Consider the following 12,842-nt stretch of genomic DNA (forward strand, 5'->3'; position numbering starts at 1 on the left):
GCCATTCGACAGGTCCGGATCCGTGGCCGCGAGTGGTGGGTTTTGAAACATAATGAAACAACTCCGTCATGATAAGGCGTCCGGCAGCGGATTGGCGTTTTAAATAGTGCGAAATTGTGAAGGCTCGACACAGTTTTAACCCTTGTGGGCTTGTGTGGATTGGATTTTGTAAACAGAAGATTTGCGACTATCGTGACGCTTCGGTTTTTCGGACGTCATAGACCGGTACGATTGAAGTTGAATGGCCACCACTGGCCTTCGGCACCTTGGAAGAGGCAGAAATTTTATGATCATCAAACCGCGGGTTCGTGGCTTTATCTGTGTGACCGCTCACCCTGTTGGCTGTGAGGCGAACGTCAAGGAACAGATCGACTACGTAACTGAGCACGGCGCCATCCAGGATGGCCCGAAGAAGGTGCTGGTCCTCGGCGCTTCCACCGGCTACGGCCTGGCCGCGCGCATCAGTGCTGCGTTTGGCTGCGGCGCCGATACCTTGGGCGTGTTTTTTGAGAAAGAAGGCGAAGAAGGCAAGCTGAGCTCCGCCGGCTGGTACAACAGCGCTGCGTTCGAGAAGTTTGCGGTTGAAAAAGGCCTGTACGCCAAGAGCATCAATGGCGACGCGTTTTCCGACGAGATCAAGCGCCTGACCATCGAAACCATCAAGAAAGACCTGGGCAAGATCGACCTGGTCGTCTACAGCCTGGCCGCCCCGCGCCGCACCGATCCCAAGACCGGTGAAGTCTACAATTCCACCCTCAAGCCAATCGGCAAGGCCGTGACCCTGCGCGGTATCAACACCGACAAAGGCGTTGTAGTCGACACCACCCTCGAGCCTGCAACCCAGGAAGAAATCGACGGCACCGTGAATGTCATGGGTGGCGCGGACTGGCAGCTGTGGATCGACGCCCTGCGTGATGCGGACGTGTTGGCCGAAGGCGCCAAGACCACCGCCTTCACCTACCTCGGCGAGAAGCTGACCCAGGACATCTACTGGAACGGCTCGATCGGCGAAGCCAAGAAAGACTTGGACAAGAAAGTCCTGACCCTGCGCGACAACCTCGCGGCACTGAAGGGCGACGCCCGCGTATCGGTCCTCAAGGCCGTGGTCACCCAGGCCAGCTCTGCGATCCCGATCATGCCGCTGTACTTGTCGTTGCTGTTCAAAGTGATGAAAGAGCAGGGCACCCACGAAGGCTGCATCGAGCAGGTCTACGGCCTGTTCAAGGACAGCCTGTACGGCAGCCAGCCGAAGCTCGACGCTGACGGTCGCCTGCGTGCCGACCTGGCCGAACTGGAACCCAAGGTCCAGGACGCCGTGGCGGCCTTGTGGAACCAGGTCACCGACGAGAACGTCAACGAGATCAGCGATTTCGCCGGCTATAAGGCTGAGTTCCTGCGCTTGTTCGGCTTTGAAGTCGATGGCGTGGACTACGACGCTGACGTGAATCCGACCGTGAAGATCAATGGCTTGATCCAAGCGTAAATGATGTGACTGATAGCGGCCTGATCATCGGGTTATCAGGCCGCTGTCTTCCCAGTCATGATTCAGGCAAGGCTATTTTTTTTGCCTGGGTGAAGGCGGACCGCCTCACGTTGGTCACTTCTTTCTCCCACAGGGGATTCAGCGGTACGTAATAACCGCTGTCCTTGGCGGTCTTGATCAGTTCTGCCATTTCCCTGCTGTCGTGGATGATGCTGATTTCATCGAATCGACCCAGTTTTACCGGTAGGAAAAACGTCGCCGGGTAATTGGCAGCCACTTCCGTGGCCGGGCTGCCCGAGTCCGCGTTGTGATGAACCACTCTCTCTCCCTCGCCGACCAATTTTTGATTGATCAGCCCTATCATCTGCTCTATCCGTGGTGTTGCGTTGCCAAGGTGGGGATCTTCTTTCCGGTAGAAATGGCCGGGGCTGTCGAAGTCTGCGCGTAGTACCTCAGGAACTTGCTTATAGCGTTCAACTCGACCCTTGAAGACACTGTGGGCCACGTCCGGTACGGGGAGTTTGTCTTGGGGGCCGAAGTCGTTGATATGGGGCGCGATCAGGTGCAGGTCGTAATCGGCGGTCAACGGTTTGCCTTCTGCATGCTTGGCCAGCACTTCAAGGGGCTTGCCCTGATGGGTGATGAAGTAGCTGTCGCTTGAAGGTGACGTGCGATGGCCTTCGAATGTATAGGTTTGCTGACTGGGCCCACGGGCGCTTAATTGCAATGTGCCGTCAGCGCCTTGAACGGCCAGTTGGGTTATGTGGCCGAGCTTGACCAATACATCAAGGCGCTGGCTCGACAGCTGCAGGGGCGTTGCAACTGCATGGCCTTCTTGGATACACGCTTGGATTTGCTCATTGGCGTTGGCTACTTTGGCTGGTGTTTTTTCGGCAACTTGTTCAAGTTTGCTGAATGCCTGGTCTGTACAGATCAGACCTGCCTGAGGGCCCCAGTTGGCGCTCTTGCCTTTGATATGGAAGTCCTTGGTGGGGTGCCCGGCTTCTATCAGGCCTGTTGCGACGGTTTCGACCGGGCGTATGCCTATGATGGAGTTGGTGGTCATTGCGATGTCTTGCAAGGGGGCAAGATGGCTTGGCACGATGCCTGTTTCGTCCTTGACCCGATCGACCAGCACTGCTGTGGGAGTATTTGCGCCTTGGGCGAGATAGTTTTGCAGCGCGGCAAGGCTGTATGCGGAAGGGGAGGTCATTGAAGAGGTTATGCTTGTCATTGAAGTTTCTCCGAGTCATATCCACAGCGAAGTTCGATGATTCCCTCCAGACGCTAGCTCCTTGAGTTGGACGCCCGAGATTAAAGTGAGGGCGCCTTCAAACGGGAAGAACAAGTGTGACTATCTATGTGAGATAGAATCCGCGCCTTAAAGCTAAAGACCTTTATTAACAAGGGAAGCTGCGGGTTCCCCGCGCACGCCTTGTTTGAATCTCAGAACAATCCTACTCGTGCTTACTTGCTGTTAGGGGCCGGGTACATGCCAAACTGTCCTGACCCTGGCGTTGCACAAAAGGAGGAACCCATGACGATCCGCGCAGTAGTGTTTGACTTTGGCGGTGTACTGTTCGACTGGAACCCGCAACACCTCTACCGCAAGCTGATTGCCGACGATCAAGAGCGGCAGTGGTTCCTCGATAACATCTGTACCCAGGCCTGGAACACCGAGCAGGATGCGGGGCGGCCATTGGCCGAAGCCACGCAAATCCTGATCGATCAATACCCCCACCATGAACCCTTGATCGCGGCCTACTACGACCGATGGCACGAAATGCTGCGTGGCCCGTTGCCCGAAGGCGTGGCAATTCTCAACGCGCTGCATCAGGCCAACATGCCACTGTTTGGGCTCACAAACTGGTCGGCGGAGACCTTTCCCTATGCGCTCGCCAATTACCCCTTCCTTCGCAAATTTCGCAACATCGTGGTGTCTGGCGAGTTGAAGTTGATCAAGCCCGATGCGGCGATCTATCACGCCAGCCTCAGCCAGATACGGGTGTACCTGCCGGACATCCAGCCGGGGGAAGTGGTGTTTATCGATGATGTCGCCGGCAATATCGATGCGGCCATCGGCCTCGGCTGGCAAGGTATTCACCATGTGTCTGCCGAGCAGACGGCTGGGCGATTGCGCGAGCTGGGTGTGGGCTTCTAGCGCGCCCACTTTTCCAGGGCGAAATCGACAAAGGCGCGCAGCTTCGGCAAGCGATAACGATCCTGACCGTACAGCAAATGCATGGGCCGGCTGGGCAGTTGATAGGTGGTCAGCAAGGCCACCAGCTTGCCGGACTGCAGGTCCGGCTGCACCAGGGCATCCGGCAGCATGACGATCCCCATGCCTTGCACGGCTGCCTGGCGCAAGGCCTGGGAGCTATTGATGGTCAGCGAGCCGGACACCGGGATTTCCACTTCGCCTTCTGCGCCGGTCATGCGCCACAGCTTATCGGCGTTGCGCCAGTCGTCGGTGGAAGGATAGGCGAACGCCAGGCAGTCATGCTGTTGCAGATCCTCGGGCGCCTGTGGCGTACCCCGTCGGGCCAGGTAATCCGGTGAGGCGCACAGGGTGATGGTGTAGTCCTGCATCGGTCGGGCGATCAGGCTTGAGGGTTCCAGTTCGCCCAGGCGGATCGCTACGTCAAAGCCGCTGTCGACCATGTCCACGCGCTGGTTGCTGAGCACCACGTACAGCTTGATCAGCGGGTAGCGTTGTGAGAACTCGCTCAGGGCCGGCGCCAGGCGTTCGGTGCCGAAGGCGGGTGGCGCGGTGATGCGCAGGGTGCCTTTGGGGATGTCGCTGTGGGCCTGTTCGGCCAGTTGCTCGGAGTCGGCCACCAGTCCCAGCACTTCCTGGCAGCGCTGGTAATACTGGCCGCCGAATTCCGTGAGGCTCTGTTTGCGGGTAGTGCGCTTGAGCAGGCTGACGCCCAGGCGTTGTTCGAGGGCGCGCAAGTGGTTGCCGACCATAGTGGTCGACATCCCGCAGGCGTGGGCGGCGGCGGTCATGCTGCCGGCTTCTACCACCTTCACGTACACCGACATCGCTTGGAACAGATCCATTAACAAGCCCTGATTTAAAGTCATTGCAGGAAAGTGCAGTTTATCCAGCTGAGGTGGCTAACGATACTGCTGCTATCACAACGATGCACTGGAGCCTGCCACCATGACCGCCGCCTGCCTGATGACCACCTATCAACCCTTGGCCCTGAGTTTCACTCGTGGCCTGGGCACGCGCCTGTGGGATCAGCAGGGGCGCGAATACCTGGACGCGGTGGCGGGTGTGGCAGTGACCAATGTCGGGCATTCCCACCCAAAGCTGGTGGCGGCCATCAGCGAACAGGCCGGCCTGTTGTTGCACACCTCCAACCTCTACAGCATCGACTGGCAGCAACGTTTGGCCCAGCGCTTGACCCAGCTGTCCGGCCTGGACCGTGCCTTCTTCAACAACTCCGGCGCCGAAGCCAACGAGACGGCGCTGAAACTCGCGCGGTTGCATGGCTGGAAAAAAGGCATCGAAGAGCCCTTGGTGGTGGTGATGGAGAATGCCTTCCATGGCCGCACCCTGGGCACCATGGCGGCGAGCGATGGCCCCTCGGTGCGCTTGGGTTTCCAACGCTTGCCGGGGGATTTTCTCAAGGTCAGGTTTGGTGATCTGGCGGCGATCGAGGCAATCACCCAGACGTTCGGCACGCGAATCGCGGCGGTCTTGCTGGAACCCATCCAGGGCGAAAGTGGGGTATTGCCAGCGCCGCCGGGTTACCTGCAAGCCCTGCGTGACCACTGCACACGGCACGGCTGGCTGATGATGCTCGACGAAATCCAGACCGGCATCGGCCGTACCGGTGCCTGGTTTGCGTTCCAGCATGAAGGCATTGTCCCGGATGTGATGACCCTGGCCAAAGGCCTCGGCAATGGGGTGCCCATCGGTGCCTGCCTGGCCAGGGCTGTGGTAGCCGAGCTTTTCACGCCCGGCAGTCACGGCAGTACCTTTGGCGGCAACCCGCTGGCGTGCCGGGTGGGCTGCACCGTCTTGGACATTATCGAAGAGCAAGGCTTGTTACAGAACGCTGCGCAACAGGGCGAACGCTTGCTGGCGCGGTTACGCATGGAATTGGAAGAGCATCCGCAGGTGCTGGCGATTCGGGGGCAGGGCCTGATGATCGGTATTGAGTTAGCCAGCCCCTATCGCGACCTGGCCCAGCGCGCCGCCCAGGAGCATGGGCTGCTGATCAACGTGACGCGGGGTAAGGTCATTCGCCTGCTGCCGCCGTTGACCCTGGAGACCAAGGAGGTCGAGATGATCGTGCGGGCCATCACTCGGCTATTGAGCTAGGTCCCTGCCGTTGAGCCACTCCTGGTTCAGGGTGTCGGTATCCCCCAGGTACTCCAGCAACCACGTCATGGCCGGGGACAGTTTGCTCTGGGCCCAGGCCACGCACGACGGGCTGGCCGGGAACGGGCGCGTCAGTTGCAGCGCCACCAATTCACCGCGCTCGATCCACGGCAACACCTGATGCGCCGGTGCCATGCCGACGCACAGGCCATCGCGCAGGCAATCGATGGCGGAAGCCCAGTTCGGCACCACCAGCCGCCGTTGGTTATCCAGGGTCCAGGTGTCGCGCTTGGGCAGGTTGCGCGAGGTGTCGGTCATGCACAGCGAGGCGAAGGGGCGCAGTTGGTCGTCATTGAGCAAACCTTCCACCGCCGCCAACGGGTGCCGGGCGCTGACCACGCACAACCAGTTCAATAAGCCCATATCGCGAAAGGTGAAGTGACTGGCCACCGGCACGGCGCTGGTGGCGCCGATGACAATATCGGTGCGCTCATCCGCCAAGGCATCCCACACACCGTTGTACACCTCGTATTCCAGGAGCAATTCCACTTCGGGAAACTGCCGATAGAAATCCAGCACCAACTGCCGGCAGCGCTGGGGTTTGACGATGGAATCCACGGCCACCTTCAACTGGCCACTCCAGCCATTGGCCACCTGCTGGCACAGGCGCCGTGTGCCGAGCATTTTTTTCATCACGCCGCGGGCTTCGTCGATAAAAAGGCGGCCGGCGGGGGTCAGTTCCACATCACGATGCCGGCGCACAAACAGCGGCACCGCCAGCCACTCTTCAAGTTGACGTACGGTATAACTGATGGCTGACGGCACACGGTGCAGTTCCTGGGCGGCGGCGCTGAAGCTGCCATGCCGCGCTACTGCGTCGACGACATCCAGGGAGTATTCGGACCACATGAGGGTTGCCTTCAAAAATATTGATAACAGTCGCCAATTATTATCGCTTCACACAGAAACTGTCAGCTTCATAATGCGCGGCAGTCAGCAAATAGTTTGATGGCAAGGTTAACAAGGCTTCAATGAAAAATTCTTTTGGTTTCACCTGGTATCTGGCGGGGCTGAGCATGCTCGGTTACCTCGCCATGGACATGTATTTGCCCGCGTTCGGCGCCATGGGCGAGCAGTTGCATATTGGTGCGGGGGCGGTGGGCGCCAGCTTGAGTATTTTCCTCGCCGGCTTTGCGGTGGGGCAATTGCTCTGGGGACCGTTGTCCGACCGCCTGGGGCGCAAGCCGATTTTGCTCGCAGGCTTGAGCCTGTTTGTCGTGGGGTGCGCGGGGATGTTTTGGGTCGAAACCGCGCCGCAGTTGCTGGCCTTGCGCTTTATGCAGGCGATTGGCGTGTGTTCCGCCGCCGTGAGTTGGCAGGCGTTGGTGATCGACCGCTACCCGGCCGACAAGGCCCACCGCGTATTCGCCAGCATCATGCCGTTGATGTCGTTGTCGCCGGCGCTGGCGCCGCTGCTGGGCGCGATGGTGCTGAACCACTTCGGTTGGCAGGCCATCTTCGGCGTATTGCTGGGCGTGTCGTTGCTGTTGTTGCTGCCGACGTTGTTCCTGCGCTCCGTGCCGAAACCTCGGGCGCGGGAAGGCGAACCTGCGGGCCTTGGCTATTGGCAGTTGCTCACCTCCCGGGTGTTTACCGGCAATGTGATGATCTTCGCCGCCTGCTCGGCCAGCTTCTTCGCCTGGCTGACCGCTTCGCCCTTTATCCTGGGCGACATGGGCTACAGCCCGAATGACATCGGCCTGAGCTACGTGCTGCCAACCTTGGCGTTTCTGGTGGGGGGCTACAGTTGCCGCAGTGCTTTGCAGCGTTTCCAGGGCAAGACGCTGTTGCCGTGGTTGCTGCTGGCCTATTGCATCAGCATGGTGGCGTTGTACCTGGTCGCCACCTTGACCGTGCCGACGCTCACCACCTTGTTGATTCCGTTCTGCTTGATGGCGCTGGTCAATGGCGCCAGCTACCCGATCGTGGTGGCGAATGCGCTGATGCCGTTTGCAGAAAACTCCGGCAAGGCGGCGGCACTGCAAAACACCCTGCAACTGGGCCTGTGCTTTCTCAGCAGCCTGTTGGTGTCGTCGATGATCGAGCAACCGTTGCTGATCACCGCGATCGTGATGCTGGCGACCGCGCCCTTGGCCGTGTTGGGCTATTGGCTGGCGCGGCCGAAGGCAGACGATTCGGAACTGGCGGCTGCCTAGAACGTCACTTCCCTGTTCACCGTCGGCGTGACGCACTGCTGCCCCGGCCGCCGTCCACGCCGAACTTGTTGTGCCAGTCCTCGTAACCCACCCCGAGGTACAGGTTCGGCTTCACGCTCTTGCCCGGTCGTACCGCGACCATCAGCGCGCTGCGCATCAAGGCTTCCGGTGCCGTATCACGGCCGCGGTAGTCCTCGCCTTTTTCCCCCGACGTAATTGATGAACCCCTGGAATTTCGCCACGTCAGGTTGAGCATGTAGCGTTCTGGCTTATCACAGTCGAATTGTTTTTGTAACGCTGATGGAGGGTATTTTGTTCGATTGATTGTATACAACTCTATGGACATCCAGTCTAAAGATTGCATACAGTGGCCGCACAACAAAAACAGAGAACCCCTCACCATGACTATCCCGAAGGCGTCACCGCAGCGGCCGGAAGATGAGAATCTAGGCGTCGCCGCTAACATGGCTTACGGCCTGCAGCATGTGCTCACCATGTATGGCGGCATCGTCGCGGTACCGTTGATCGTTGGCCAGGCGGCCGGGTTGTCACCAGCGGATATTGGCCTATTGATCGCCGCATCGTTGTTTGCCGGTGGCCTCGCGACCCTGTTGCAAACCCTTGGCCTACCGTTCTTTGGCTGTCAGTTGCCGCTGGTGCAGGGTGTGTCGTTTGCCGGGGTGGCGACCATGGTGGCGATTGTCGGCAGCGATGGCGCCGGTGGGGTGCCGGCGATTCTCGGGGCGGTGATGGCCGCGTCGTTTATCGGGCTGTTGATCACCCCGGTGTTCTCGCGGATCACCCAGTTTTTCCCGCCGTTGGTGACCGGTATTGTGATCACCACCATCGGCCTGACCCTGATGCCCGTGGCGGCGCGCTGGGCCATGGGCGGTAACAGCCGCGCGGCGGATTTCGGCAGCATGCCCAACATCGGCCTGGCGGCGTTGACCCTGGTGCTGGTGCTGCTATTGAGCAAGATCGGCAGCGCGACTATCTCGCGCCTGTCGATCCTGCTGGCGATGGTGATCGGTACGGTGATTGCGGTGTTCCTTGGCATGGCGGACTTTTCCGGCGTCACCCAGGGGCCGATGTTCGGTTTCCCTACGCCGTTCCATTTCGGTATGCCGACCTTTCATATCGCGGCGATCATTTCCATGTGCATCGTGGTGATGGTGACGCTGGTGGAAACCTCAGCCGACATCCTCGCGGTGGGTGAAATCATCGATACCAAGGTCGACTCCAAACGCCTGGGCAACGGCCTGCGCGCCGACATGCTGTCGAGCATGTTCGCGCCAATCTTCGGTTCGTTTACCCAGAGCGCCTTCGCCCAGAACGTCGGCCTGGTGGCAGTGACCGGGGTGAAGAGTCGCTTTGTAGTGGCAACGGGTGGGGTGTTCCTGGTGATCCTCGGCTTGCTGCCATTCATGGGGCGGGTGATCGCAGCGGTACCGACCTCGGTACTGGGCGGTGCCGGGATTGTGCTGTTCGGCACCGTGGCGGCCAGTGGTATTCGCACCCTGTCCAAGGTGGACTACCGCAACAACATGAACCTGATCATCGTGGCCACGTCCATCGGTTTCGGCATGATCCCGATTGCCGCGCCGAGTTTCTACGACCAATTCCCCAGCTGGTTTGCGACCATTTTTCACTCGGGTATCAGTTCGTCGGCGATCATGGCGATCCTGTTGAATCTGGCGTTCAACCATTTCACCGCAGGTAACTCTGACCAGCAGTCGGTGTTTGTGGCGGGGACTGAGCGCAGTTTGTGCTTCCACGACGTAGCGGCGTTGCGGGATGGGGACTATTTCAGGGGGGGCAAGTTGTTCGATGCCGAGGGCAAGGAGATTCCATTGGTGGCGCAGGTGCCAACGAAAGCTGCACAAGCTGAAACCACGGAGGTCTAAAAATGTGGGAGGGAGCAAGCCCCCTCCCACATTCGGAACTCAACCAACCTTGCGGACTGTGTGCGGCATAGAACACGCCTCATCCAAAAACTTCACCACGGTACCCATGCATGCCTGGCGTTCTTCCACGTGGGGCATGTGGCTGGAGTCTTCAAACAGCGCCCAGCGCACATCCGCGATCTCATCCAGGAACGGCTTGACCACCAGTGGCGTGGCTTCATCATGCCGGCCGGAGATCACTAGGGTCGGCACCTTGATCGCCGACAAGCGGCCAATGGATTTCCAGTCCTTCAGGCTGCCGATCACGTGGAACTCGGTCGGACCGCTCATGGCGTGATACACCGTGGGGTCCGAGTCGACTTGGGCAAAGGTACGCGCCACTTCTTCCGGCCACGGGTTAACGCGGCACACGTGCTGGTCATAGAACACCCGCGAAGCGACGAGGTATTCCGGATCGTTGTAGGTGCCGGCGGCTTCATGCTCGAGCAGGGTTTCATGCACGCCTTGGGGCAGCAGTTTGCGCAGGCGGTTGGCCTCGCTGACCCAGGTGCGCATGCAGGTCGGTGAGTTCGCCGGGATAAACGCGCGCAGGCCTTTGGGTTGCAGGATCGCGTGCTCGCTGCCGAGCATGCCGCCCCAGGACTGGCCGAGGATCGCGTAGTTATCGCTGATCTGCAGGTGGTCCAGCAGGTTATCCAGTTCTTTAAGGAATAGATCGACGGTCCAGAAGGACGGGTCTTTTTCTGGCAAATGGGTGGAGCGGCCATTGCCCAGTTGGTCGTAATGGATGACCGCGTGACCGCTGGCTGCGACGTCCTTGAAGGCGTCGACATAATCATGGGTGCAGCCGGGGCCACCGTGGATGATCACCAGCGGCGTGCGGCCGCTGGACAGGTCGCCGGTGACGCGGTACCAGGTCTGGTAGGCGCCAAACGCCGCATACCCTTCGCGGATTTTTTCGATGAATTCCATTTCGTGCCCTGCTCTGAAAAAAGGATCAGGGACACGATAGTCTGCGCGCGAAATTTAGGTAACTAGCAAAACAGCTAGGTTTTGCCGGGGGATCAGTCTTCCAGCAGACGGTAATGGGTGGCGCGGACCACAGCTTGTACACGGTTCTTGGCCCCCAGTTTGTGCATCGCCGAGGCCAGGTGCAGGGTGACAACCGCCAGTGAACGGCTCAATTGCGTAGCGATTTCGGCGGCGGTGAGGCCGTCGGCGGCCCACTTGAGGCATTCGCGTTCACGTTTGGTCAGGTGAATGTGCGGGTAGGTGCGCAGCTCCTTGCCGAACAGCGGGTAGGCCGCTTCCTGCAAAGCGTGGGAAATCAGGCTGAAGTCAGACAAGGTCTGCTGTGCATCCGGCAATACGGTGTGAGCTTTGCCGATTCGCAGGCCCGTCAGCGAAGCGAAGCCGCCCCGAGGCAGATGGATCGGCACGCTGACGCCACAGGTCAGTTGCTGGTCGTGCAGGTAGGACGACACGGGGGCGTGGCACGGGTCGATGATCTTTTGCAGCGGGGTGTTGGCCTTGGCTTCGTAGGACCAGACAAACGGTGACACCGTGCTCAGGGACAGGTGTTGCACCGGGTCTATCTGGTAAAACCCTTCGCGGCACCACAAGGCATGCCAATCGGGCGGCGTATTGCGCAGCTCCAGCACCGAAGGGGTGATCAATGCACCCTCCTGGTCGATCGGCACCGGGCTGTAGTCGTACACCAGTGCATCGAAGCCCAACTGCTGGGCGAGGATGAACGTGTTGTCCATCTGCTCATCCAGGCTCCTGCCCGGCATCAGACGTTGATTGAAGGCAGTCAGCTTGGTCAGCATCCGTTCTGCTCCCGAATTCATTTGAATCTCGACTTGCTGCAAGTAGAATGCCACGCCCCGGCGAAGGACTGCCAGGCCAAACCTATAAGAAATACTAGGTTATGGACGCACGGCATCCTCGGTAGTGTTGGCCTGATAAACGGCCGCTACCCGCCAGGCCGATACAACACAAGGAATGTATGCATGTGGCGTGAAATTGCCCCCGACCAGCAGTACAACGTGCAAGTCGATGGCCACAACCTCGTGGTCTACAGCTTTGGCGAAGGCGATGAGGTGCTTTTGTGTCTAAACGGCGGGCCGGGCCTGCCGTGTGACTACTTGCGCGACGCCCATGGCTGGCTCAAGGACCATAACCTGCGAGTGGTTGCATTCGACCAGCTTGGCACAGGCGCATCAGCCAGACCGACCGATGTTTCCCTGTGGGAAATCCGCCGTTATGTCGAAGAAGTCGAAACCGTACGCCAAGCCCTGGACCTCGGCCGCGTGCACCTGCTCGGGCATTCCTGGGGCGGCTGGCTGGGCATCGAATACGCCATCCATTACCCCGACACGCTGAAAAGCCTGATCCTCGAGAACACCGTCGGCGACATTCCGCACCTGTCCCAGGAGCTGGAACGCCTGCGCGGCGCGCTGGGCAGTGAAACCGTGGCCATGATGCAGCGTCATGAAGCCATGGGCACCCTGGACCACCCGCAGTACCAGGCCGCGATCACCTTGCTCAACTATCGCCATGTGTGTCGTCTGGACGAATGGCCCGAACCGGTCAAGCGCTCCCTTGGCGACTGGAACATGGGGCCCTACGAAACCATGCAGGGCCCCAACGAATTCCTCTACGTCGGTAACCTCAAGGACTGGAACCGCATCCCCGAGATGGCCGCTTTCAACATGCCGATCCTGATCACCACCGGCCAGCACGACGAACTCACCCCGGCCTGCGCGATGCGTATGAAGATGGCAGCCAAGCACGCCGAACTGCATGTATTTCCCAACAGTAGCCATATGCCGTTCTACGAGGAGCCACACGCGTATTTTCCAGTACTGTTGGACTTTCTCGCTCGCCACCGAGGCTGACAG

General features: G+C 59.6%; 11 protein-coding genes and 1 pseudogene. 6 read left to right on the forward strand and 6 right to left on the reverse strand.

The genetic code is table 11. From position 1 onward, the window contains the following. Positions 1–286: 286 nt before the first annotated feature. Positions 287–1,483, forward strand: a complete 1,197-nt coding sequence (fabV, locus tag AB1462_RS25185; protein ID WP_259193578.1) for an enoyl-ACP reductase FabV — start codon at positions 287–289, stop codon at positions 1,481–1,483. Between the two features lie 55 nt (positions 1,484–1,538). On the opposite strand, the gene AB1462_RS25190 is transcribed toward fabV, so the two are convergent. Beyond that, a complete protein-coding gene (locus AB1462_RS25190; protein WP_367248163.1) occupies positions 1,539–2,717 on the reverse strand; it encodes an anthrax toxin-like adenylyl cyclase domain-containing protein in 1,179 nt (392 codons plus the stop codon). Positions 2,718–3,020: 303 nt separating this feature from the next. Here AB1462_RS25190 and AB1462_RS25195 point away from each other — a divergent pair, with 303 nt between their 5' ends. Next, positions 3,021–3,644 (forward strand): HAD family phosphatase, encoded by a 624-nt coding sequence (locus AB1462_RS25195; RefSeq protein WP_090407488.1) that lies wholly within the window; start codon positions 3,021–3,023, stop codon positions 3,642–3,644. Here the strand turns inward: AB1462_RS25195 and AB1462_RS25200 are convergent. After that, complete coding sequence (locus AB1462_RS25200; RefSeq protein WP_259193576.1) at positions 3,641–4,546, reverse strand: LysR family transcriptional regulator; 906 nt, start codon at positions 4,544–4,546, stop codon at positions 3,641–3,643. The genes AB1462_RS25195 and AB1462_RS25200 overlap by 4 nt on opposite strands. Before the next feature lie 103 nt (positions 4,547–4,649). Between AB1462_RS25200 and AB1462_RS25205 the strand changes: the two genes are divergently transcribed. Beyond that, on the forward strand, positions 4,650–5,819 hold the full coding sequence (locus tag AB1462_RS25205; RefSeq protein WP_090407481.1) for an aspartate aminotransferase family protein: 1,170 nt from the start codon (positions 4,650–4,652) through the stop codon (positions 5,817–5,819). On the opposite strand, the gene punR is transcribed toward AB1462_RS25205, so the two are convergent. After that, a complete protein-coding gene (gene punR / locus AB1462_RS25210) occupies positions 5,808–6,728 on the reverse strand; it encodes a DNA-binding transcriptional activator PunR (protein ID WP_090407478.1) in 921 nt (306 codons plus the stop codon). The genes AB1462_RS25205 and punR overlap by 12 nt on opposite strands. A 122-nt stretch (positions 6,729–6,850) precedes the next feature. On the opposite strand from punR, the gene punC reads away from it, so the two are divergent. After that, positions 6,851–8,035, forward strand: coding sequence for a purine nucleoside transporter PunC (gene punC, locus AB1462_RS25215; protein WP_315337209.1), 1,185 nt, complete (start codon positions 6,851–6,853; stop codon positions 8,033–8,035). Here the strand turns inward: punC and AB1462_RS25220 are convergent. Continuing rightward, positions 8,032–8,274, reverse strand: a pseudogene (locus tag AB1462_RS25220) (nucleoside-binding protein); the annotation flags it as partial. The gene punC and the pseudogene AB1462_RS25220 overlap by 4 nt on opposite strands. Positions 8,275–8,436: 162 nt before the next feature. Between AB1462_RS25220 and AB1462_RS25225 the strand changes: the two are divergent. Next, on the forward strand, positions 8,437–9,939 hold the full coding sequence (locus AB1462_RS25225; protein WP_315337207.1) for a nucleobase:cation symporter-2 family protein: 1,503 nt from the start codon (positions 8,437–8,439) through the stop codon (positions 9,937–9,939). A gap of 39 nt (positions 9,940–9,978) precedes the next feature. Here the strand turns inward: AB1462_RS25225 and AB1462_RS25230 are convergent, their stop codons facing one another. After that, on the reverse strand, positions 9,979–10,911 hold the full coding sequence (locus AB1462_RS25230) for a proline iminopeptidase-family hydrolase (RefSeq protein WP_259193573.1): 933 nt from the start codon (positions 10,909–10,911) through the stop codon (positions 9,979–9,981). A 92-nt stretch (positions 10,912–11,003) separates the two neighbouring features. Further along, complete coding sequence (locus tag AB1462_RS25235) at positions 11,004–11,768, reverse strand: LuxR family transcriptional regulator (protein ID WP_090407469.1); 765 nt, start codon at positions 11,766–11,768, stop codon at positions 11,004–11,006. A 183-nt stretch (positions 11,769–11,951) separates the two neighbouring features. Here AB1462_RS25235 and AB1462_RS25240 point away from each other — a divergent pair, with 183 nt between their 5' ends. Then, complete coding sequence (locus AB1462_RS25240; protein WP_090407466.1) at positions 11,952–12,839, forward strand: proline iminopeptidase-family hydrolase; 888 nt, start codon at positions 11,952–11,954, stop codon at positions 12,837–12,839. Positions 12,840–12,842 lie beyond the last annotated feature (3 nt).

This window comes from Pseudomonas sp. SB113, from assembly GCF_040754745.1.
Lineage (GTDB): Bacteria > Pseudomonadota > Gammaproteobacteria > Pseudomonadales > Pseudomonadaceae > Aquipseudomonas > Aquipseudomonas grimontii.